Below are 23,668 nucleotides of genomic sequence, written 5' to 3'. Positions count from 1 at the left end.
TCTCAGTCAATATTAAATTTCTTCATACAATAAAAAATCCGGCTCTGGGCCGGACTTTTTATTTAACGAATGGGATCAAACCCTGTTCGTAGTGTTTGTTGCTACTACGAACAGGGTGAACCGTTTAAGTTAATTGCTTATCGATAAACAAATTAACGCTACGCACCTTTTATTTAGAAGGAGCTTCAGCAACAGGATCGACATCAGGTTCGATACCCCATTTCACTTTATCAAGGCCTTCCGCTTGATCTTCATCGGAGACTCTCAGGCCAGTTGTATGTTCACAAATGAATGACATCACCCACGCTGTGATCATACCCATGCCCAAGCACACCGCGATACCGACAAACTGCATCAGCACACCGATTTCGCCATGCTGGAAGGCATATGCACCCTCTTCGATACCAACATAACCACCTCTTGGTACCCCGATATGCAGTAAACCCGTCATGATTAAGCCATAAGAGCCAACACCGGCAAACAATGGCAGTAATTTATGATCGTCTACACCACGTTTCTGCAATGTCTCGTAGATAATATACGTCACAAATGGAGCGCCCAGTGCGACCAGGAACATCTGCCAAGGTACATACACGTCGAAACCTGATGCACCAGACACATAGCCTGCCAACGGGCCCAACAATAAATAAGCATATTTGCGCTTGCTATAGGCCAGAATAGCACCCATCAAAGCACCACCAGCCCAGGCTGCACCATAGTTGTTGAATGCCAAGCCGACACTGGTATCGGCCATCGTGACACTGACTGCCAATGCTTCAGGATCAAAGAAGAACAGGCATGACAGAATAACCATAGGCAAACTGGCAAAAACACTGAATACACCCGCAGTCACTAGCGCTAAACTAGGTTCACGGTACTCTGTTACCTTAGGATGTGAAGTGAACATCCCGGGTCTTGGAGCAAGTTTACGGTGAAAGATTATGGCCATACCAGCTGGGAACAAATACACAAAACCTACACCAAAGAAGTCATGAAAACCGAGATTCGTCAGCGGACCAACTGAACCCCATGTCCACCAGCTAACAAGTGAAGAAACGATGGTCGCAACAAAACTCGTTAGATAGTAGGCAGAGGCTTTCATACGTTCCGACACAGCAAAGTGCAGTAGAACATTGATAATGCCAGCAAAAACAGCCAGGAAGAAAATAAAGATCTGGAAGTTATTCATGCCCGGAAAAACTGCCGGATCCACATTTTGTGCCATTGCATTTGAGAGTGCGCCACCAGCCCACCAATCTTTAATGCTGTCGGTCAATGTATAATCAACCATTACATAATATTGAGCGGCCCATAATGCGAAACCAATGAAGAAGTAGGTAGTAAAGCCTATAAAAAAGCCCATCATCTTCTCTATGGTTGCATTAAATGCACTGCGTCTCCTAACACCGCCTACGTCAATCAGTAGTAGACCAAATACCACGAAAATTGCCCCGACAGTACCGGAGGCATAGACAAGGTTTTGCACAAGCGAGGCTGTGGTGACCTGCTCGGCAAATTGAGTTGCTATATCAAATGCCATTTTTCTATTCCTTATTGTTACGCGCCTGTTTATTCAGACACTGTGACGAATCTAGTCCTGACCCAAGATAGGCGTCTATTCTCTTTAGTAATTAACACTTTAGGAGTACTGAGGGCTTAGATAAGCTTTTTAGTACGGTTAGGGATGATTATTGAGCGTAGATGGAGTGTGAAATTTTTCTTGTTTCTGATTAAAAAACGAAGCATCGCGTCAAAATAATTGTAGATTCCGCCACAATCTTTTACATAAATATACTTTCGATCAGGTGGGCCAGAATCTCATTTCAACCCTGGATGAAAACGCCTCAGGGCGTTCCTACCCCTTAGTGAGTAAGCCTTCTTAATAATTGTTGACGGCTATTAATGGCGATTTAATAGCACCTGTCTTAATGACACAAATTTTAGGAGGCAAGATATGAAATATGTACAACAAGCGATTAAAGCTGATCAACCGTCTATGGGCATTGATGGCGTAAATGCAACGCTCGGTGATACCGTAGTTTCTGACAGCAAGGACAAAACCTTGTGTGCTGGATTTTTCCATCTCAACAAAAGTGATAAACCTTTGGTTTACACCTATGACTATGAAGAAATGAAAATTATCGTTGATGGTGAATTCATCATCTCTGATGAGTCAGGTCAGAAAGTCACTGCGAAAGTGGGTGATGTTTTGTATTTTGCTGACGGCGAAACCATTACATTTGAAACCGAAAGCAAAGCGACTGGCTTTTTTGTAGGTCAACGCGCCCCCCTGTAAACCTGCAATAACGGCTCATTTGGGAATGCCGGTAGCGTTATACCCCTCGCTACCGGCATTTTTTTATTTCTGTTGATGTTTCCAGACGGCCGCTTCAAGACGGCTGGTTAAGTTCAATTTTCTCAATATATTCTTAATGTGCACCTTGACTGTGGTATCGCTTATACCCAGCTTTCGAGCAATGTTTTTGTTGTTCATCCCTTCTGCTAAACAATCAAGAATTTGATTTTCTCTGTCGGTGAGTCCGGCATCTGCTTGCTTAACTTTGGTATCAGGCTCGGTAATCGCTTTTTTCAACAGCTCAGTCATACTGTCCTGCAAGACCGTTACACCTACAGATGCCTTGACTAGGTTGGCGCGTAAATCCTCAGGCTCCATGTCTTTTAATAAATAACCGTCTGCGCCAGATTTTAAGGCTTCCATCAAATCATCTTCTGAATCAGAAACAGTAAGAATGACATATCGGGCTATTAGATCCGTTTGTTTGAATCGCCGCAGCGTTTCAAGACCATCCATACCCTTCATGTTCAAATCCAGTAAAACAAGATCAGGTTGAATCTCTTCCGCCAGATCCAACCCTTCCTGACCTGATGCTGCTTCACCTATTACCTCAAAATTTGGATCATCGGAAATAATCTGGCTCACACCTTTTCTAAATAAAGGATGATCATCGATTATCATGACTCTGATTATGTTTTGCATTTTAGTAATCTCAATATCTTATCGTTACTGTGCCAGTTTTGGCATGAATGAGAGACGGACACGTGTTCCCCCATAGCGTCTGGGCATGACTTCCACCTCTCCACCCAGTGTTTGTGCACGTTCTTTCATAATTGCCTGACCGTAGTGGTCATGCGTGTCTGATATAGGCCTGACGCCAACACCATCGTCATCAATAGTCAGCTCCACCTCACCACTTTTCTGTAGAAGCATCAGAATACTGACTTTATCAGCACCTGAATGCCTGACAATATTAGACAAAGCTTCACGAACGACGTGCAGAATATGAAACTCCTCATTGACTGTCAGGCGGCAATTGACGAGGCGATTATCAAAACTGATTGCCAGCTCTGAGCGTTGTGAGAATTCATCTATCGTGGCTTGAATTGCGAAGCCAAGTCCACGCAGATCCATATGCACACGGAAAGTGGTTAATAATTCACGTAATTCACGGTAAGCATTATCCAGCCCTTCTCTTAGTTCCTGCACAACTTCATTTTGTGGTGAATCTCCGCCTCTCGATTGAAGTCGTGATACTTGAATTTTCATAAACGAGAGTGACTGGGCTAAAGAATCATGCAGTTCTCTTGCTATCGAGGCACGTTCCTCTAATACTGCCAAACGCCTTCCCTCCTCATCATGACTCTGGAACTTTGTGACCATCGAAAGCAATCGCGCAGTGATTTCAAGTACTTTCACCTCGGAGTCTTCGAGAAAGCGCCCCTCCTCCATTTCCACCAATAACACACCCACACCATTACTGGTACCTGAGAAAGCAACGCCCAGACAACTCACTATTTCAGCTTCTGAGTTAGTATATTCATAGTTGATCACGTTGGTCTGTAATAACTCTTTAAACAGACTATCACTAAAGCCATGAGGACTATGATGAGAAAAAATAATTCGCTCAGTAGAAATCACTGCAGCATCATCTGTATAAATGAGTGCAGCATTACTAAAGTCCATCGCCCGTTCCAGTGAGTAAAGCATTTTTAGCATCGTTTTTTCACTCAGAACATCTTCGCTTACATTCTCGATGAACCGTAAGATGAAATCCTGTGCCCGGACCAATAATCGGGTATGTTCACTGGTTCTGTGCGCCCAGGTGACTTCAGACTCATAGCTCTGCATTTGTGCCGAGAGTTCAGATACACGGCGCTCTAAAACAGCAAACTCATCCATTCCCCCTCGTGAACCTGAATTACGATTCTTGACTTGAATAAAACTCAATAACTTATCCAGCCGATCAACCAGAACACGACGACCAGAAAGCGCCAGAGTCAAAATACAACCCAGCACGAAAACCAGACTTACTGCTTGTAACAAACCGATTATCGAACGCTTGATTTCACTATCCTTACGTAATGCTAAAATCAACTCATCGTATGAATCAGCTACTCGGTCTGCGACCCGTAATTGTGCCGTTGCCCTTAGGTTAAGTTTCGCAAGATCAGCAAAGTTCTGTTGTTCCATTTCTACCTGCCGCACTGCCTCAGCAATATCCGGGTTTTTCTGCTTTAACATCCAAAGCACTTCTGAATCGGTGGTATCAAGGAAGTTTTTTTGCATTACCTTTAAGGTTTTTTCAGCTTCATCCAGCTTTATTGCATTGATATGAGAGAGTTGGCGATGCCAGTAGACTTTCTGACTGTTAATCTTATCTATGGCTGACTGGCTGGAAGGGATATAATCTAATAAAAAGATAGTGCCCGCCTGCATTAACAATACTGTTATCGCGATGCAAAAAAGCAATAACATCAATTTGGCGTATAAAGTACGCTTACTAAAGCTGCTCAATAATGCAGTAATTCTTTGGCGTTTAATGACCATTGCTTTCAGCACTCTCTCGTATCACACCCTGGATAGAAGTTTCGGATTATGAGCTTATTATTATTTTGTCTAATTCTGCTTAGCACCATTTTCTCAGTCGTGTTCGGATTCTGGTGGGACAGTACGGCACCTTTCAAAATACACTTGTCTGTATTAGCGTCGCTTCTAGCCGTCTTTTTATCTGCTATTTTAATCATTAATATTTATCCCAGAGTACAACGTCGTGCTTCGACCGCTAACCAAAATAGTAATTTAGATAATATTGCCTGGGGTCATGATATCTCCAGCAAGTTATCTACTCCCGCTGCAGTGATCGAAGGCTATAATATCAAGTTCGCCAATAATGCGTTTTTAAAAGAACTCGGTATGAGTGGTATGCGCGAATTTATTGCTGATATGCCACTCACAAACTTGATTCATCCCAGTAATCATCATACTTTGACGGAATTGCTCAGCCAACCGGATGTTCAGCAAGCAAACGAGACTGTTATGCTCCGCATGCTCTATGTTGACGGAACGACTATTCCTGTTCATATGTCATTATCACCGCTTGATGCTGCTGAAAAAGCAAACCAGTTCTTATTACAATTTTCTGCCACGACCTCTGTTGAGCCAGCATCAACCTCAGCATCTAATGATCTTAGCTATCACATGCTGGTGGATCGTATTGAACAAATCGTTTTTCAAATTAATGTGGATCAAGAACTTATTTTTCTCAATCCATCCTGGGAACGCATATTGGATTATCCAATTGATGAATGCATGGATAAACCATTCTTTTCTTTTATTCATCCAGAAGATATCCCCCTAGCTGAAGCCCGATTAAATGCCCTGACGGAAGGCAAACGTCAGCAATGTCAGTTTGAACTACGCCTGATTGCCAAAAACGGACGTTCTCATTGGTTTGAGATAAGGTCATCAACCACCTCTAAACTCAAAGGTGAGCGAAGTAGCATTATCGGCACTTTAACCGATATCAGTAAGATGAAACTGTCATCAGCAGGACGCAAAGCCAATAGCCACAGTGTCACTGATATGATCATGCCTAACGTACCCTGTATGCTCTATCGCTGTAAAAATGACAGAAACTGGACTTTCGATTTTGTCAGTGAAGGCTGTCTCGAAGTCACTGAATATCAGCCATATGAAATCACTAACTCTCTTCATTTTAACTATATGCAGCTTATTTATCCCGAAGATCAACAGCGTGTCTGGGAGCATGTACAAAACCAAATCATCAAGCAACGCAGTTATCAGATTGTTTATCGCATTCTTACCCGAAGTAACAAGGTAAAATGGGTATTGGAACGCGGTAAAGGTGTCTTCTCAGGAAGTGATGAATTGCTCACTTTAGAAGGCGTTATCATTGACATTACCTGTGATAGCTATGATGAGCTGACCACCGGGCTTGAACAAATCATGAATTCAGCTCCGGAAACGGATCATCATTGACTTCCAAATCATCTAAACAACAGATATTTTGGCCATAAAAAAAGGAGCCACTTCTGTGGCTCCTTTTTTGGCGTTACGCTTGATTAGAAGCTACGCGAGATATAACCGATAAACTGGTCATCACCACGGTCACCCCACCAATCTTCATCCGCGTTGGTATCAGTGTAATTCACACCAACAGTCCAACCTTCAGAGCCAGCCAGCGTCAGGTCTTTACTCAGACCAATCTGGTAGTCGGTGTAATCATATTCACTATAATTTTCGACATCCAGACGGCCAATGTGCGCGGACAGATTAAAGCCCATTGGCAACCCATAACCAAAGTTCAGTTCATAATAACCTGTACCTTTGGAATCACCATTGGCATCAGCGCCCATTGTATTATTATTGACACCGCCCCAATCAGTCAGCGTGCGGCTGTATTTTGCAGTAAACCATTTCCAGGTGGCTGCAACATACAATTCAGTGGTATCGAAATCTTCATCACTACCACCATTCAAACCTGGTACTTTCTCACGATCAGGGTAGTAGAACTGCAGCAAACCCACATCGACACCAAAGTCATCGGTAAACTGATGGTAATAACCACCATAAAAGTCAACTTCCAGACTGTTACCCACATTGAGGTCTTCTTCCAGACTGGAAGCCCATACACCCGCATACCAGCCACTGGCATGGGCATAGTCAAAACCACCCTGCAGAGCTACATCCTCATCACTAAAGTCAATACCACGGAAGTTATACTGACTGAACAGACCGACGTTTGAACTAAAGCTGTGCGCTGAGCTCTCTTCAGCATGTAATGCTGTTGTTGCTGACAAAGCAGTACCTGCCATTGCCATCGTTAATAACAATTTTTTCATATCTTTTTCCCTTTATGGTTGGTCATCATTTACCCCTGTGCTCGATTAAAACTTTTTGCTTACTCTGGTTGTGTTCCCAAACCCAGATCTTCGCCATCATCCAGCGGTGCCAGAAAATCAATTACGTGCTGGCGATAGTCATCTAAGCCTTTATATTCAGACAAATCAGGATGTAGCTGTTTGAGTACACGATGAAGACGTTTTCCCCACCGAGGGTATGTGGTCAGATCATTCAAACTAGCTAAGTAACCACGGATGCTAAAAGCCATAGCATTACTTCGTGGTAGTCTGAACAAGGCTTGCAATTCAACCCGAAGATGTACTTTCTCTCCCACATTTTCTGGTGTGACAGACACGTTTTCAGGTCCCCAGAGTGGGTATTCTTCAGGTGACGTATCCAGACGTGGATTAATAGTCATCGTCCAGTTAAGACGACGCACTGGGCTGCCGTATTGAAGATGCAAAAGATATTTCAATGCACGATCAAAAATACCCAGTTCATTCGCCTGTGGGACGGGGCCATGCCACTCTTGGAACGACATACCGGCATCGAATGCAAGTGACCAGTCGGCTTGACTTGTAATAATGCCCATATCAGCAAACAGGTTGTCATCACGCTGATCCATCACCACCCAGTCACCTTGTACCTGGCGTCCAACGTATTCAAAGGGCTCCATTGGTAACGTCGATTCGTCACCAAATACAAACTTCTGATCGATACCCAGTGGTTTGTTAACCCAGTGCCAGTTATCACCTTCTTTGGTCAGTTGGAACAGTTCAGGGTAGTCGTTTGATAATGACTCCATCACCAGTTCCACCATGTCCCATTGCGCATCCATCATGTGCGGGAGGGCCACATATCGTCCGGGATCATTTTCCAGAGTAATGCGACGATCTTCACATTCAGCAATATAGTGTTCATCGATATCAATCGCATGCTCATAAACTGAGCCCGGCTCACCCGATGTATGCTGCTCAATATTGACGCTGTACATGTACTCGTCTTCAGGAAATGGGAAGGGGAAACGACGAATCGCTTCCGGTGAGTTCTTGTATGTATAGTCGTCACGGAAGGTTTCTTGATTAAATTTCATTTCTTTGGCCATATTCATCGCTTAATTCCTTAGAGGTTGACAACCAGCTTTGAGCATTTGGCTCTTGATACACACGGCATAATGCTTTTGCTTTCGGCTTTTTCATGGTCAGACAGGTAATGGTCGTTGTGCATAATAAGACCGTCGCATGAGACTACTTCCAGCTCACATCGGCCACAGGCACCACCACGACACAAGAAAGGTGGCTCTGCACCGGCTTCTTCCATGGCTTCCAGCATGCTCATATCACCAGGTACGGTAATTTCCATACCGCTTTGTGCCAGTTCAACTTTGAACTCGTCACCTACCGGCGGTGCAGTAAATTCTTCACTGTGAACGTGATTTTCTGGCCAGCCCAGGGTCTTAGCATGCAGGTGCAGTGCTTTCACCATCGGTTCCGGGCCACAGTTATAGACATGGGTTCCCAGAGGCTGACGCTTAAGTAGTTCGGGAATATCCAGCCGGTCGCCTTCACTATCAACGTAGAAATGCACCCGGTCACCACACATTGCTTTTAGCTGTTCACGAAACGCAGCATTTTCCGGTGAGCGGTAGGCATAATGCAGTTCATAGTCATAACCCAGTCGGTTCAGATCGGAAATTTGCGACATGAACGGCGTGATACCGATACCTCCGGCAATCAGAATATGACGACGCCCCAATTTGGAAATGGCAAATAAATTGGTCGGGTAGGTAATCTGTAATTGAGTACCAGGTTCAACATTTTCATGCATAAACTTGGAACCACCACGCGAGTTTTCCTCCTTGCGAACTGAGATATGGTAGCTGTCAGTATTCACAGTAGAGCCCATCAATGAGTAAGGGTTACGATGAATACGGCCGTCGATTTCCATCGACACCACAACGTGACTACCACCGGAGAAATGCGGTAAGGGCTCACCATTCTCCTGGACCAGCGTGAAATGCTTGACCAACTCCGTCACTTGCTCCACATCAGTGACTTTTACATTTAAAACACTCATGGGTAGATCTCCTCTTTTGCCGGAATATTGCCAGGTTCTTCGGCATCCACCATGACCCCCATATAGGCACCTAAACGCCGAGAGAAATGGTCCCGAACAAATAAATGGCGACCACAGCCATCGCAAGGATGAATGCTGTGATGGACATTTTCACTGATGGTTTTGCAGTGCACACAATAAACGGAGCGCGCTAAGGTACCGCTCAACTCTTTTGCGACGTGCTGTTCCTGAACGCCATACTCGTTTAGCGTCTCAATGACAGCCCAGATAAACCGTTCACTGCCAGCGACATAAAATTGTGTTCCCATCAGGCACTCAGGTAGTTGCTCCTTCAGCGCTGCTAACACAGCCTGTTCCGACTCACAGATCGCTAAACCTTCTGGAACCAGCGTTTGAATGATCTCGCCATATTTTTTTGCTGCCACATCTTCATCGGCAAACAACAACTTGATTGGCTCACGGGGACATTTTTGTTGAAATAATTTCAGTACGGCTAAACCACCGTCACCCTGCGCAATGACAACATGTCCGGTGGCATATTCACGCCAGACCAGTGAGTCGTACACGGGTTTACTTCTGATCCAATATCCTCTTTCCATGATTTTTTCCTCATCTTGTTGTCCCAGCTACTTCCCTGTAGCTGAAAGGACAAAGGTTAAGACTATTGCTCTGGATGAGTCCGCAGGCGCATAGGGTCATAAAAAGGGGTTTTAACGACGTGGGCATTCACAGGCTTCGCGCCTGCTACCAAAACCTGCGTACCTATTTGAGAAAACTCAGGTTTGATATGAACCATTGCAATGGATTTCATCAAATATTGGCTATAGATAGCACTCGTCACTTCACCAATCTCTTTACCATCTCTGATAATTTTGGCGCCGATTTCGACCGCTTCATTACTCTGGCAAACCAAACCCGTTTGTTTGAATCGCTCGCGACCTTTTAACTTAGCTAAGGCCTGCTTACCGATGTAATCACCTTGTTTATTCTGGTCGATACACCAGCTCATATTGACTTCCCAAGGCGTGGTATCACCTTCCGGCATGTCGTATGGGAAAAACAGCAAAGCGGCCTCAACACGTGTTAAGTCAAGTGAGTCCCAGGAAGCTGGAATAGCGCCATAGCGGTGGCCTTTTTCCAGGATGCTGTCCCACAAATGCACTGCGTCATTTGCACTGCAATACACCTCGTAACCACGCTCACCGGAATACCCACCCCGTGAGATCACAACATCACAACCAAACAACACGGTTTCCAGATGTTTGAAATAAGGTAAAGTTCTCAGGTTGATATCGACTTCAGGATCAAGAATTTCGACCGATTTCGGACCTTGAAGAGAGAGAATGTGAACATCGTAGTCCTGCTCAATAATGACATCTTGATCTTTTGCCAGTCGTGCCAGGGTTTCTTGAGTCGCACCACTGCCATGCGAGAGCCGATAAGTCTCTTTAGCATCACAAATCACCATGATGTCATCAACCAGGGCACCCTCTTCATTCACTTCTGCTGCTAAGCGTGATGTCCCCGGTTTCAACTCAGTGACATCAATAGCAACTAGCTGATCCAGTACCTTCAGGGCCGCCGGTCCACTCACATTGACAATATTCAATGCAGAAATATCATAGAGACCTGCCCGTGTTCTGACAGCAATGACTTCATCGTTCGGATCGGTGTGGTAGCTCCACGGAATTGGCATACCATTCCAGGTATCACCATCCAACTTGGAACCAAGCTCTTTGTGTCTGATATTAAGAACCGAGTTGCGTGTCACGGCTGGCTCGGATTCACTGATAGTTTGGGTTGAATTACCCATGGTAGACTCCCGCTGCAATTAAAAATTAACGTCAGGAAAACCATATCTAAATCAAGGGTACTTCGTAATTCCCATGATGGAGTACTACCTTTTGAGTAATGTGTGCAGCGTTCAGCTCAGCTGCTTACACACGGTAAGCAACTGATATTACTGAATAAAAATATTATAGAGCGCTTATATAGTGGCGTGAGACTTCACGCTCGGGCGAGGAATTATACTGGGTTTATCAATCACTGATTAACCAGTGATGAAATCGCGCTAGTATTTACCGAGTTGCTTCAAGGCAAATACCATTTCCAGAACGACTTGGGCTGCTTCTGAACCTTTTATTGTCATTCTATCGATAGCTTGCTGTTCATTTTCAGTGGTCAAAATAGCATTCGCAATGGGAATACCCGTTTCAATCTGGATGTTCGAGATACAGCGTGCTGATTCATTTGCAACAATCTCAAAATGATAGGTCTCACCCCGGATAATACAACCTAAAGCAATCAAACCATCAAAAGCACCTGTTAATGCCATTTCATGTAGCATCAATGGAGTTTCCAAAGCACCCGGCACCGTCATGACAGAGATATCTTTTTCTTCAACCTTGGCATGTTGTAAGTGTGACACACAGGCTTTGAGTAAGGCGTTACCAATTTCCTGATTAAACCTTGATTGGACGATTCCAATTTTAAGGCCGCTACCATCAATATCATCACGAGTGACGGCGTTTTGTAAATCTGTTGCCATTTTTTTTCCTCTACTTTCAATGTGTGTGGACAGGCACACAAGCACCTGTCCGCACATTTTTATTTAAGACGGAAATAGCTTACTCGAAATGGCCGCGAAGTTCTTCTTCAATATCGAAGATATCACCAACAATGCCATATTTAGCAATTGTAAAAATGGACGCGCTTGGATCCGTATTGACAGCAACGATAGTCGGTACATGCTTCATCCCAGCCATGTGCTGAATCGAACCGGATATACCCATCGCGACATACAGCTTACAGGAACCAACCACCTTGCCTGATTGACCGACTTGGCGTGATTTTGGCAACCAGCCGGAATCGGCAATGGGCCGCGAACAGCATAAGGTTGCGCCAGCACTTTCTGCCAGCTCACGGAAATCATCGACATTGTTTTCTTCAGCAATACCACGTCCGATGGACATAATGAAGTCCACACCGGTAATGTCTATATCGTCAGCACCTTCAGGTTCGACGTAGCGTATATTCTGACTGCGGCTGCCAATATCTGTCATATCCAGATTATTCACCTGAGGACTACCCGCTTCTTCCACTGGTTTATAAACGCTGGGACGAATTGTCATCAAGACACAGTCTTTACCGGGAAAATCAACTTCCAGATTCACTTTTTGATCATACGCTGCGCGTGTTGCCACGAGGTCATCACCGTCATAATGCAAACCAAAGACATCACTTGCAAAACCATAATTACCCTTCCGAGCTAATGTCGGCGCATAACCAAGGCTGTCAACTGAATGCGGCATTAAAACAACTGATGGGGTATAGGTTTCCATCAAATTGGTTACTGCCATTTCAAAAATATCTGCGTCAAAGTCTTCTGTAGCCACTTTGACAGCCACCAGTTCATCAACACCCGCAACGGATAAAGCATCAACAAGCGAATCAGCCTGCTGACCGATAATCGCCACAACGACTTTATCTTCAGACTGGCGTAACTCCTGGGCTGCAGCAATGGTTTCTAAAGAAATTGGGCGTACTTCGTTTTGACGGCTTTCGGCCACCACTAGAATCGTTTTCATCTTTATTCCCCCTTGAATTCTTTGATGATTTCAGCAAGCTTAGAAGCCTGCTCGGCTGGTGTCCCTTCGATCATGGTTGCCATGCCTTTTTCAGGGATATACATGCGTCTTACATGAGACAGTGCAACATCAGCACCGACATCTTCAGCTGTTAAACCCAATGCAGAAAGACTGACTTCATCAATGGGTTGTTTTGCAGCTTGTTTGATACCGCGTAACGAGGCATAACGAGGTGTATTAATACCCAACTGAATCGTTAAAACGGCAGGACAGCTAATTTCAACTTCTTGTCCAAGACCCCCTTCTAATTCCCGACTCACCGTTGCCTTACTATCACCAGGTTTGTATTCAAGCCCAGCCACAACAGCAGCATGGGGCCAGTTGAGATAGGAAGCGGTTGAAATACCCGTTGAGGCATCAGCATTATCAGATGACTGTACCCCAGCAAACACCATATCTGGTTTTTCCTGTTCGGCGACCGCGGCAAGAATTCGACCCACTGTAATCGAGTCTGAACCTTCCATTTCATCACTCCAAACACGAATAGCCCGATCAGCCCCTTTGGCAAGGCACTTCCTCAGGCTTTCTTCAACGCGATCTGGACCGACTGAGACCACCACGACCTCGACATCGGTATCTGAGTTTTCTTTAATGCTCATCGCCTCTTCGAGGGAGTAGTCATCCCATTCGTTAAGCTCATAAAGCAGGAAATCCTCATCAACGTCGAGCTGGTCGTCACGAATTTCAAAGTCGTCATCAAGTGATGCTACTTCTTTGACTGCAACTAAAATTTTCATGCTATTTCTCCTAATTTGCTGTTTTATTCAGCTTTTTTTTGCAGTTATTTACTGCAGGTATTGCCTGGAAAACCAGGTAAACAGTGAAAACCGTACTGCTGGATCCGGATCATCAAACAATGACCACTTATCCGCAGCGGTTAAAGTGGGGTTCTGCACCAAAAGAAGACGATTCAGGTAATAAGGATCTTCGAGCAGTGGCAGTAAAGTCTTACGTTTGGCGTTTTTATTCATGATCACGCCACGACGCACATCAGACTCTTTGGAATCCGTGAGCTTCTCTAAACTGGCCTGAGGTGAATTTGCATTAAGCGCAACGCCTCCTCGAACATCAACAGCATCATCCGACGTCAATTCCTGCAGTACCGTGACTTCAGTGTTTCTTTGATTGGCTACCGCCGCTCTAACCCATGCCTCTTTGTCAGTTGCCAGTTGTCGAAGTAAGAAAGGAGGTGTTTTTGTATTTCTGGCTACAGCTCTTCTCACTTCTTTATTTTCATCGTTAGCCAGGCTTTTTAGTTGTTCATTCGTTAAATTCGGCTGCAGCGCTATTCTTTGTCTGACCCAATGGTCTTCATCCTCTATCAATTCCGCCAATATGTCCGTGCTGAGATCATCTCTTGCAGCAACGGCGCGGCGAACAAATTCAGAAGGATCCACAGCAACTGCTGAAAGCATTGTCGAAGGTAGTTTTGGGTTACCTGCACTCGCACGCCGAACTTTATGATCGGAATGCGCTGCAAGTTCCGCCACCAGGGAAGCAGATAAGCGACTATTAGATGCAACATGACGTAAAACCATCGCATCTTCGTGCTTTGCTGATTTCACAAGCAGCGGGTCTGGACAGTTTTCATGAGCGGATATTGCCGCCTGTATGAAGCTGTTACCGTTTGGATAAAGTTTTGCCAGTAACGCCGGGGAAGCATTGGCATGGCTCGCTAATTCTGCAGCAAACTTGTCTCCGTACTTCTTTTGGATAGCGCTAAGTACATCACTGTCTGCATTGGGATTTTTCGCTACCGTTCGAATCAATGCAGGGGTATTAACCGTATCAACAATTTGCTGTAATACCGCTGCCGAAGTATGACTATGTTGTGCAATGAGATTAATCAAATCCAGATTTTTTTCGTTGTTATACAGCGAAGCCAGTGTTTGAGTCTGAGTCCCTGGATTTTTATCGATACGGAATCGAACAGCATCATCATCCAGTCCGGCCAATAAAGCCAACACAGCAGAAGGCGTATGCTCCCAACGAGCCAGTTTTAATGCATCACGTCGCTGACCGCATAACATTTCACTCAACGCTTGTCGGTGATCCACATCAGCTAGCTGATATACCGCAGCAGCGCTGTATTTATCAGCAATATCAATGGCAACCGAAACCAGCTCTGAAGCTGATTCCGGCACCTGATAATCAAGCTGCTGCGTCATTGTCATCGTCAGACTCATCATCAAACTCGACACATTCCGTAATAAGTTCTATCAACTCCTTAACCACAAACTTATCTTCATAGCCGGCAGTTTTACGGGCATCTTCGAACATAGTCAGGTCTTTTGGACAGGACACAATAAACACATCGAGATCATCGATTTTGCCTGCTTCATGAATACGGTTTTCAGATGGTTTTTCCTGACCAACAGGGTCTGGTATCCAGATGCGGCCACCACCTGCACCACAGCAGAACGAGTTATCACGGTTACGATCCATTTCCACCAGTTCGCAACCAATCATTTCAATCAATTCGCGAGGTGCATCATAGCCTTTGTTGTAACGACCAAGATGACAAGGATCATGGAATGTAACGCGATAATTAAGCTTATCTTTGAGCTTTAGTTTGCCTTGCTCAAATAACTCTTTAAGCACAGTGGTGTAATGCTGAATTTCAAACTCACCACCAAAGTCAGGGTACTCATTACGAATCGTGTTAAAAGAATGTGGATCGGTTGTCACAACAGAGTTGAACTCACATTTTTCTAATGTCGAAATATTAGACGAGGCTAAGAATTCATAAAGCCCCTCTTCCCCCACACGTCGAACATCGTTACCTGCATTCATCTCGGCTTCATACAACAAACCGAAATCTACGCCAGCCTGACGCATAAGACGAGCAAATGATTTCGTTACGACCTGATTGCGAGGGTCGAACGAGGCATAGTCACCGACAAACCACATAATATCGACAGGCTCTTTACGAGCATCTTTAATGCTGAACGGTAGATCTTTAGTCCATTTCGCACGTTTACGCTTGGACTCGCCCATCGAATTGCCGTTTTTATGAACGGACTGCAATGTTTTTTGCAGAATGGGTTCCATGTTGCCTTCATCAACCAATTTACGGCGCATTTGTACAATGATAGGCACATGCTCAACAGCGACCGGGCAGATCTCAACACAGGCCAGACAAGTACGACATGACCAAAGCGTTTCCATAAACACCTGACCTACATCCTTACCGTGGACATCCAGCTCGGCCTCTTCGGGCAAGTCTTTTTTCTCTAACGCGTTATTGGCAAACTCACGCAACGACAAAATGACATCACGTGGCGATAATGGCGCGCCTACCGCATTCGCTGGACACGCTTCATGACAACGTCCACATTTCGTACAGGCATCTAAATTGAGTAAGTTTTTCCAGGTCAGATCGGTGATGGTTTTAATACCAATCTCTTCCTGATCTTCTGGCACTGTAGGGAGACGTTTCCCCGCCATCGGGTCACGAAACATCAATGACGCTGAAGCAGTAAAAATATGTTTAACTTTTGTGAACGGAATCAAGGCAACAAATGCTAATGCCAGCATTCCGTGGAACCACCACAAGCCAGTACGGAACTGTCCTGCAGCTTGAGGATCCAGCCCCATGCCATGCATCAGATGGGCCAGGGCCGCACCCGCGGGAGACCACCAACGGTAATCCCAAACACTAGAATCGTCCATCAACCAAATCAGACGTGACGCTTCCAAAAAAAATCCGGTAATAACAATGAGGATAAATCCCCACAAAAAGGCCCAATCCTCACGACGGTACGCACTGCGATCATAATCAGGATCGCCTGGTTCTCTGTCAGGACGGGTGTAATCCAGTTTCGGTAATTTCAGCCATTTACGGCGATACATCATGTATACAAGGCCAGCGATTACCGCCACACCTGCAATATCTAAAATTAAAGAAAACCAGAGGTAAAAGTCGCCATACCAGAACGTTATGCCAAATAATGGTTCGAGTATGTCGTATTCCAATGTAATGGTAGATGTGCCGATAAATAGCAGCACAAAGCCAAAGAAAATACCCGCATGTGCTTTACCTGCTGCTGAATCACGACGTTTTATAGTGCGGTGAGTCAGCATGGTTTTGAACATATCCCAGAAACGTGCAAGGAAACTGCCCCAGGATGCATCGGGTTGACCACGACGGTACTTTCTTATTTGTATAAAACAGCCGTATAGAAATACAGCGATTGCCGAATAACCAAAAGCATAAAAAATATAAATTGAAGAAGTCTGAAATCCTTCAAACAGGATTCGGGTTATTTCTTGTGGATCATTCATGAGACACCTGCCAGCTTGGAATTGAGATAAAAAATGCTGAGGTCAGAAGAGCCTGTTGCCATGCAAAACATGGCAACAGACAAGCCTTCCTGATTAGATCTTGTATTCGATCTCGTGATTACCACCTGGCATATGTGGCGTGCCCCAAGCTACGGTTTCACGTTTATATGGCAGAGGATATTGAGGATTTTCTTCGTCAATTTCCCGAGCGATACGTTGACCCGTGAAGGTTGCATCCGCAATCAAACGAGGCGCTTCAGCATCACCAATGAGATAGATACCCTTGATGTCGTTTTCAGCCCACTCACTCTCACGTTCTTTCAACTCTTTATACAAGCTGTTGTCAGAATGACGGCCTGTGACCAGAACCAAAGAGTCAAACTCAAGCCAGCGATGCGTTTTGTTCTCCTCACGAGGGAAAACACCTGGACCTTTGTAGGTACGTTTAGAACCATCGCCCCACATATTGAAAATTTCCAGACGGTTTTTCTCTACGCGAGTACAGAAATGGTCACCAATTTCTTCAATGCCCAGTTCATGAAGGCGACGCATCATGTTTGGAAGTTCAAGCGTGAATTCCATGTAGTTCGCCAAAGGAACACCAGAAACAATGGTTACTTCATGACCTTCTGCCGCCAGTTTTTCAGCCAGGCTTGGTGCCATGAAATAACTGTCGGAATTCAGAATGACAACACGTTTGCCAATTTCTTTTTCACCCGACAGAACTTGTTCCGGAGTCAATTGTTCTGGTTGTGAAGCGTCAGCACCTGGAATGGGTTCATGTGTCAGGCAGTTGTTACCATCAGTATTCCAGTGCGCACCGGTCGCAATGATGACTTTTTCTGCACCGTATTCAAGCACGTCATCAGCAGTTAATGGCTTCTGACCAAGCGCAACCACGTTGTGCTTGTTCTTCTTAGCCAGTTTATCCAGCTGAGTTTCACGATAATCACGGTGATAGCCCCACTCACCAAGACCTGGCAACGTTGCGACCTGATTGACGTGACCACCCACTTTTTCAGCTTTGTCGTATACGTGAACGATATAACCACGTTCCATCAGCACACGGGCAGCTTCAGAGCCTGAAGGTCCAGCACCAACGACCAGAATCGAATCTTCCGAGTCAGACTTGGCAAATTTTTCAGGATGCCAACCACGACGGTATTCTTCACCGGCTGTCGCATTCTGAGTACAAATCATTGGTGGGCCACCAATTTCCCAACGTGAAATACAGACATTACAGCCAATACAGACACGAACATCGTCATAACGGCCTTCTTCAATTTTCTTAGGCAGAAATGGATCGGCAATCGAAGGACGAGCGGCACCAATAATATCGACGATGCCATTGGTCACCAACTCAGTCATTTTTTCAGGGTCAGTGTAACGACCAACACCCAGTACAGGTTTTTTGGACACTTTTTTTACATGCTCTACCCATGGCACTGTGTGACCTTGCTGGTAAAAACGTGAGGGTCCAGCATCTTCACCCCATTCAGCAATATCACCAACAGTGATGTCCCACATGTCGACAAAATCATCCGCCATTTCGATGAACTTAATACCATCCTCTTCAACTTCGATTTGACCCGGACCATAAATGGTATCGATAGCAAAACGAGTCGCAATGGCACAGTCTTCGCCGACAGCACGACGGACTTTTTCCAGCGTTTCAATCCAGAATCGAGCACGATTTTCCAGTGAACCGCCATAACCATCGGTACGCTTGTTGTAGTAAGGGTTCAGGAACTGTAATGGCAGATAAGAGTGGGCACCATAAACATAGACGATATCGAAACCGGCATCACGTGCACGGTAAGCAGCGTCAACATAATACTGCTGGACCATCTTGATATCGTCGAGGTCCATTTCTTTACAGTAGCTGAGATGTTCAAATTCAGACGCAATTTGGCTTGGGCCTCGTGACGTTGCCCGTGATTCCAGACAGGGTGCATGCGCACCGCCGTACCACATTTCGATACCGGCCAGTGAGCCATGTTTATGAACTTCATCGGTCATTGCGCGAAGATTACGCACATCGCCCTCGTCCCAGATACGTGCGGACATACGCATGGTATCGTCTGACTCAGGATGAATCGAACAGTATTCAGTGTTCAACGCTGCCCAGCCACCTTCTGCTTTTAAAGAACGGTGAGCTGCCTGGAAGCCCGGTCTGTCAGAGCCGGCGCCGATACAGTGTGGAACTTGATAAAAACGGTTACGGAGTGTTTTAGGGCCGATTTGGATCGGCTCAAATAGAATATCGTGTTTAGGATCGCGTGCCATTTTTAGTTTCTCCCTAGTTGTGAGTGTTGGCAATGCTATTTTCTTCACTGCCAGCAAACTCAACAATTCCTAAGAGGGGTTACCTCCTAGGGAGTAGGGAGCATCTATTGAGGTCGGATCACTTTATCAAGAAAGTGTTTTTAGGTTTTTTATCAAACCAAACTGTGGCTGAACCAAACAACAAAGACACCAAGGAAAAGAGCCAAATAAGGCAACACACCAGCAGGTTTTGATGATTTCACGCCTTTTTGTTGTATTTGCATATCTTCCAGCATCGCTGTTGGAAACACACCTTTATCGACCACATAATGTCGCCATAAAAAAATGGGAATAATTAATCCAGCAATAATAAGACCGCTCATCAGAGTACCGCTACCCCAGACATTCGCTCCCAATCCCATAAAAATCAAATTTAAGTAGGATAGTAATGTGCCTGCAACAATTAATATTGTTGGTGCTTTGTAGGGCCGATCCCAATGACCTCGATCAATACGGTGAATCCAGCCGGCGTTAAGATTGAGAAAATTAAAAATGATATAACCCACATTGGACGCAGCCAGCAAAAACACATAATCTGACATACTCAACAATACCAAGTTAATGATTAGATTCGTCCACATTGCTCTGGTGGGCGCACCATTTTCATTCACTTTAGATAAAAACCTTGGTAATAAGCCATCAACGGAACCCTGATACAAAGTTCGTGATGATCCGGACATCGTTGTCATGATGGATAGCAACAATGCCAGCACCAGCATCACAACAAATAAATTAGCTACAAAGCCACTGCCACCGAAAATGCCTGCAAAGGCATTGGCAACACCCATCCCAGAGTAAATATCATCTGCCAGCATACCGTCATAGACCGCAGGCGACACCACATTACCAGCAGAGTTAAGCGTGTCAGGTTCAACCAATTGACCCAAGCCAAGGTACCCCTGAAAAGCTAATGGTATTAATGTAAAAGCGACAATACATAAAAAGCCTGAATAGATGATTGCCTTGAATGTATCTTTTCTTGGATTTTTAAATTCGCGGGTGTAACACACTGCTGTCTCAAAGCCATACGTTGACCAGGCTGCGATAAATAAGCCCCCAGCCATTAAAACCCAGCCATTAATATTCCATTCACCATCGATAACATGACCATAACTGTCATAGGCCAGTGGCGATAAAGGGAAGAACTGAGACGTGGCAACATCACCGGTTATGAATGGCACAATAGCTAGAATCATTAAAGGCAACAATCCTGTTACACCCAGTATCATTGTCACTTTCGCCGATCGTAAAATACCGCCGTTCTGAATCGCAAACACCAGTATCATCAAGGTTGCACCAATGATAAAAGTAGCATTCACCCTCAGGGTCAACCCGGTCTTTAATAAACTCAGGTCAAGTAACGTAATTTGCCACGTATTAATAACAGCATCAGCTGGAAATAATGCCGTCAAAATATACCCGGCTGCCAGTCCTGAACCTATTGCTAAAACAGGACCCCAGGCTATCCAGTTACACCAGATCGATAGCGGTGCGACCAATTTACTATAGTTGACCCAGGCAACGGCGCCATAAACCGATGCCCCGCCCGTTTTATGAGGGAAAAGCCCGGCTATTTCGGCATAAGTAAAAGCCTGAATAAAACCAAAGCTGATGGAAATAATCCATACCAGCCAAGCTGGCTTACCAACGGTTGCAGCAATCGCTCCCATTGAAAATAACACCAGCGCCGGTACACCACTTGCGACCCAAAACGCACCGGTCCAATCAATACTGCGATGCAAAGAAAACTCTGTTGTTCTGAAGTCTTCGTTGACCCCATTCTTAAGCGCATCGGCCGTTGCGTTATTTTCCACGTTGGTTTGTTCCTGAGTGGCGTAGATATTTCATCTAAGTTGAGATGCGTTTAGTTAAGTCAATACTAAAAGCATGGCAGCGTTTCAGAGCAAAGACAACGCATTTAACGCACCTTGTAAAAACAGTTCATTGCTTGGTCACAAACTGTCTTGCTTGGTATAGCGCCAAAAGGCTGAGGGCACTAATGACCATAATGGCGAGAATATCGGCACCAGGATAACCCCAAAAATCAGACATGGCACTCCTCCATAATAAGCCACTCTCAACTTGAGAGTTTTAAACCAATAATGCCAGAGATAATCAAAACAACACTGAATAGCCTGGCTGCACCAGCGGGTTCGGATAAGAAAACGATACCGAAAATAACGGTTCCTACAGCCCCAATGCCTACCCATACGCCGTAGGCTGTGCCCATGGGTAAAGAGCGCATTGCAAGCCCCAGTAACCAGAAACTGAGTAATAACGTCACTACAGTGACAAGACTAGGCCAGAAACGTGTCAGCCCGTCAGAATATTTAAGGCCTATAGCCCATACAACTTCTAGTAAGCCCGCAATCAGTAGGATTAACCATGCCATCATTTCTCCTTTTCTGAGGCCGTCCCCAATGAATCTTGAGCGGTGAGGTCGTCCTCACTTCCATTAAGATCATAATAATCCGGTATCCTGCATTCGTTCACGACCGAAGTCGGTCAAACGATACTTAAACATTAAACGATCAGATAAAGTATCAAGACGGTGATCTTCCCGGCTGATTAAACCCGCTGAAGCCAGTTCATCCATGATGATGCTGAAGTGCTTCACCCAGTAATCACCATTCAGTTTATATTCCGTCATTGCTGCATCAATCAGTGGCTTATCCCATTGCACTTCTTCTCGTTCAAGCTGGACCAGAACATAGCCTTTATGATGCAATTTCATTAGCTAAGTCGTCTCAGAAACCGAACGCAGATGTGCCACAGATTCAGCCGGTTCACGGAACATGACCAAACTTCCCGTTACCGTCAAAAACAGTCCAATCACGAAATACCACTCAGGCAACTCTAACGTTACCAGGGTGACAAAAATAACGGCAAATACACCATACAGATTGCCAATGGCTTCGCCACGGCTGACACCTATTAATGAAAAACTTTTATAAAAAGCGGTATAACAAAAAGCATGACAGACAGAAGCCAGCAGCATCCATGTCATCGCTAGTGGCGTCAGCAACGTTTCTTTAATCAAAAACCAGACCGGCATATCCGTCAATAACATGATTGCAGGCAAAATGAGCAGGCCCCAAAAGAGAATCTCGAAACTAAACCGGCATTGGATACCTACATCAGGATCCGTCACGTCCATTGCTCTGGAGGCGACAGCTCCCTCTGCACCCCATCCTATTGCAGACATCAAACCGCCGACATAGCCAAGCCAAGCGAAACTGGTCTCCGTATCCATCTCACCCAGCAAGCCCGGACCATAAATAACCACTCCCCCCGTTATGATTATGGCCATACCCAATGCAGCCTGTCCCGAGATCTTCTCGTGATACCAAAGCCGTGCAATAACAGCGCCGATAACCGGGTAAAATAGTGATGTAACGGCGGCAAACACTGGCCCGACAAATCCCATCGCCATATAAGAGCCGAATATTGCCAGGGGACCGCCACATAGTGAGGCCAGTGCGTACCATTTTGAAATCTTTTTAAAACGTACTAATGTACGCCCGTAATCTTTTAATTTTCCTAGCGAACCATTCCACACAACCAGAAAAACAAATACGGCAATGGCATGGATCCAGGTCATTACAGCCGTAGCCACTAAACGCTCACCTTGTTGCTCAGGCGCAATGGAGTTATATGGGTACTCGTACCATAAGGCTGTACCTGGAATATACCAGGCGCCCCATAAAACGGCCGTCCAGAGTGCCCAACGAAATCCCCAGCGTTGATTTCGAGCAAAATGACGCTTTAAAGCGTTATCCGTATAAAAACTCATGACTGATTACGAGCATTGTGCGGAATCAGCCAGATCGCGTCCTGTTAATTCATCCGGTAACAAATACTCATCAACTGACAAATCAAAACCACGCATTGAGGGTAGCTTTCTAGGCCAAGTCATAAGCCGCATACGGCCAATACCTAATTCTTTGAGAATTTGAGCACCAATCCCATAATGTCTAAGCTGATATTCTTCTTCGAAATGACGTTCACCTTCTACTTGTGCGTTCCAGTCCTGCTCGTCACCACGCAGCAATAACAGCACACCCTCGCCCTGTTCCTGAATAAACCGCATTGCCTCAGCAACACTCCAGGTGTGACCGTGACGATGGTTATCGAGAAGATCAAAATTGTTGATCGGGGCATGTACTCTGACTAA

20 protein-coding genes and 1 pseudogene are annotated in these 23,668 nt (G+C 45.2%); 2 read left to right on the top strand and 19 right to left on the bottom strand.

Translation table 11 applies throughout. The features are described 5' to 3' along the window. Positions 1-169: 169 nt before the first annotated feature. A complete protein-coding gene (locus ACTF5U_RS05845; RefSeq protein WP_438970706.1) occupies positions 170-1,540 on the bottom strand; it encodes an ammonium transporter in 1,371 nt (456 codons plus the stop codon). Between the two features lie 414 nt (positions 1,541-1,954). On the opposite strand from ACTF5U_RS05845, the gene ACTF5U_RS05840 reads away from it, so the two are divergent. Beyond that, positions 1,955-2,296, top strand: a complete 342-nt coding sequence (locus ACTF5U_RS05840) for a cupin domain-containing protein (RefSeq protein ID WP_438970705.1) — start codon at positions 1,955-1,957, stop codon at positions 2,294-2,296. 63 nt (positions 2,297-2,359) lie between these two features. Here ACTF5U_RS05840 and narL read toward each other — a convergent pair whose 3' ends face one another. Further along, positions 2,360-2,998 carry a two-component system response regulator NarL gene (gene narL, locus ACTF5U_RS05835; protein WP_438970704.1) on the bottom strand — a complete coding sequence of 213 codons (639 nt, stop codon included), beginning with the start codon at positions 2,996-2,998 and terminating at the stop codon, positions 2,360-2,362. Between the two features lie 24 nt (positions 2,999-3,022). Further along, complete coding sequence (locus ACTF5U_RS05830) at positions 3,023-4,858, bottom strand: histidine kinase (RefSeq protein WP_438970703.1); 1,836 nt, start codon at positions 4,856-4,858, stop codon at positions 3,023-3,025. 36 nt (positions 4,859-4,894) lie between these two features. On the opposite strand from ACTF5U_RS05830, the gene ACTF5U_RS05825 reads away from it, so the two are divergent. After that, positions 4,895-6,298: a PAS domain-containing protein gene (locus ACTF5U_RS05825; protein WP_438970702.1), complete on the top strand. Its 1,404-nt coding sequence runs from the start codon at positions 4,895-4,897 to the stop codon at positions 6,296-6,298. Between the two features lie 83 nt (positions 6,299-6,381). On the opposite strand, the gene ACTF5U_RS05820 is transcribed toward ACTF5U_RS05825, so the two are convergent. The 16 genes and pseudogenes from ACTF5U_RS05820 to ACTF5U_RS05745 all read right to left on the bottom strand — a co-directional run. Then, positions 6,382-7,161, bottom strand: coding sequence for a TorF family putative porin (locus tag ACTF5U_RS05820; RefSeq protein WP_438970701.1), 780 nt, complete (start codon positions 7,159-7,161; stop codon positions 6,382-6,384). Positions 7,162-7,220: 59 nt separating this feature from the next. Next, on the bottom strand, positions 7,221-8,273 hold the full coding sequence (locus ACTF5U_RS05815; RefSeq protein WP_438970700.1) for a heme-dependent oxidative N-demethylase family protein: 1,053 nt from the start codon (positions 8,271-8,273) through the stop codon (positions 7,221-7,223). A gap of 11 nt (positions 8,274-8,284) precedes the next feature. Then, on the bottom strand, positions 8,285-9,238 hold the full coding sequence (locus tag ACTF5U_RS05810) for a PDR/VanB family oxidoreductase (protein ID WP_438970699.1): 954 nt from the start codon (positions 9,236-9,238) through the stop codon (positions 8,285-8,287). Further along, positions 9,235-9,837 (bottom strand): dimethylamine monooxygenase subunit DmmA family protein, encoded by a 603-nt coding sequence (locus ACTF5U_RS05805; RefSeq protein WP_438970698.1) that lies wholly within the window; start codon positions 9,835-9,837, stop codon positions 9,235-9,237. The genes ACTF5U_RS05810 and ACTF5U_RS05805 overlap by 4 nt, the downstream gene beginning before the upstream one ends. A 62-nt stretch (positions 9,838-9,899) precedes the next feature. Further along, entirely contained in the window at positions 9,900-11,051 is a 1,152-nt protein-coding gene (locus tag ACTF5U_RS05800) for an aminomethyltransferase family protein (protein WP_438970697.1), read from the bottom strand. A 258-nt stretch (positions 11,052-11,309) separates the two neighbouring features. Next, a complete protein-coding gene (gene ribH / locus ACTF5U_RS05795; RefSeq protein WP_438970696.1) occupies positions 11,310-11,786 on the bottom strand; it encodes a 6,7-dimethyl-8-ribityllumazine synthase in 477 nt (158 codons plus the stop codon). Positions 11,787-11,865: 79 nt separating this feature from the next. Further along, complete coding sequence (locus ACTF5U_RS05790; RefSeq protein WP_438970695.1) at positions 11,866-12,825, bottom strand: electron transfer flavoprotein subunit alpha/FixB family protein; 960 nt, start codon at positions 12,823-12,825, stop codon at positions 11,866-11,868. Between the two features lie 2 nt (positions 12,826-12,827). After that, a complete protein-coding gene (locus tag ACTF5U_RS05785; protein WP_438970694.1) occupies positions 12,828-13,622 on the bottom strand; it encodes an electron transfer flavoprotein subunit beta/FixA family protein in 795 nt (264 codons plus the stop codon). Positions 13,623-13,670: 48 nt separating this feature from the next. Beyond that, a complete protein-coding gene (locus ACTF5U_RS05780) occupies positions 13,671-15,059 on the bottom strand; it encodes a hypothetical protein (protein WP_438970693.1) in 1,389 nt (462 codons plus the stop codon). After that, on the bottom strand, positions 15,037-17,169 hold the full coding sequence (locus ACTF5U_RS05775) for a heterodisulfide reductase-related iron-sulfur binding cluster (protein WP_438970692.1): 2,133 nt from the start codon (positions 17,167-17,169) through the stop codon (positions 15,037-15,039). The genes ACTF5U_RS05780 and ACTF5U_RS05775 overlap by 23 nt, the downstream gene beginning before the upstream one ends. A gap of 93 nt (positions 17,170-17,262) precedes the next feature. Then, positions 17,263-19,455 (bottom strand): FAD-dependent oxidoreductase, encoded by a 2,193-nt coding sequence (locus ACTF5U_RS05770; RefSeq protein WP_438970691.1) that lies wholly within the window; start codon positions 19,453-19,455, stop codon positions 17,263-17,265. Positions 19,456-19,607: 152 nt separating this feature from the next. Next, positions 19,608-21,308 (bottom strand): APC family permease, encoded by a 1,701-nt coding sequence (locus ACTF5U_RS05765; protein ID WP_438970690.1) that lies wholly within the window; start codon positions 21,306-21,308, stop codon positions 19,608-19,610. Between the two features lie 263 nt (positions 21,309-21,571). Next, a complete protein-coding gene (gene sugE / locus ACTF5U_RS05760) occupies positions 21,572-21,886 on the bottom strand; it encodes a quaternary ammonium compound efflux SMR transporter SugE (RefSeq protein ID WP_438970689.1) in 315 nt (104 codons plus the stop codon). Between the two features lie 69 nt (positions 21,887-21,955). After that, positions 21,956-22,228: a hypothetical protein gene (locus ACTF5U_RS05755; protein ID WP_438970688.1), complete on the bottom strand. Its 273-nt coding sequence runs from the start codon at positions 22,226-22,228 to the stop codon at positions 21,956-21,958. Between the two features lie 3 nt (positions 22,229-22,231). Further along, on the bottom strand, positions 22,232-23,287 hold the full coding sequence (locus ACTF5U_RS05750; RefSeq protein WP_438970687.1) for a DMT family transporter: 1,056 nt from the start codon (positions 23,285-23,287) through the stop codon (positions 22,232-22,234). Positions 23,288-23,293: 6 nt separating this feature from the next. After that, positions 23,294-23,668, bottom strand: a pseudogene (locus ACTF5U_RS05745) (bifunctional 3,4-dihydroxy-2-butanone-4-phosphate synthase/GTP cyclohydrolase II); the annotation flags it as partial.

Origin of the sequence: Methylophaga sp. (assembly GCF_965655755.1) — a bacterium.
GTDB lineage: Bacteria > Pseudomonadota > Gammaproteobacteria > Nitrosococcales > Methylophagaceae > Methylophaga.
This window is presented reverse-complemented; position numbering and strand designations above follow the sequence as displayed.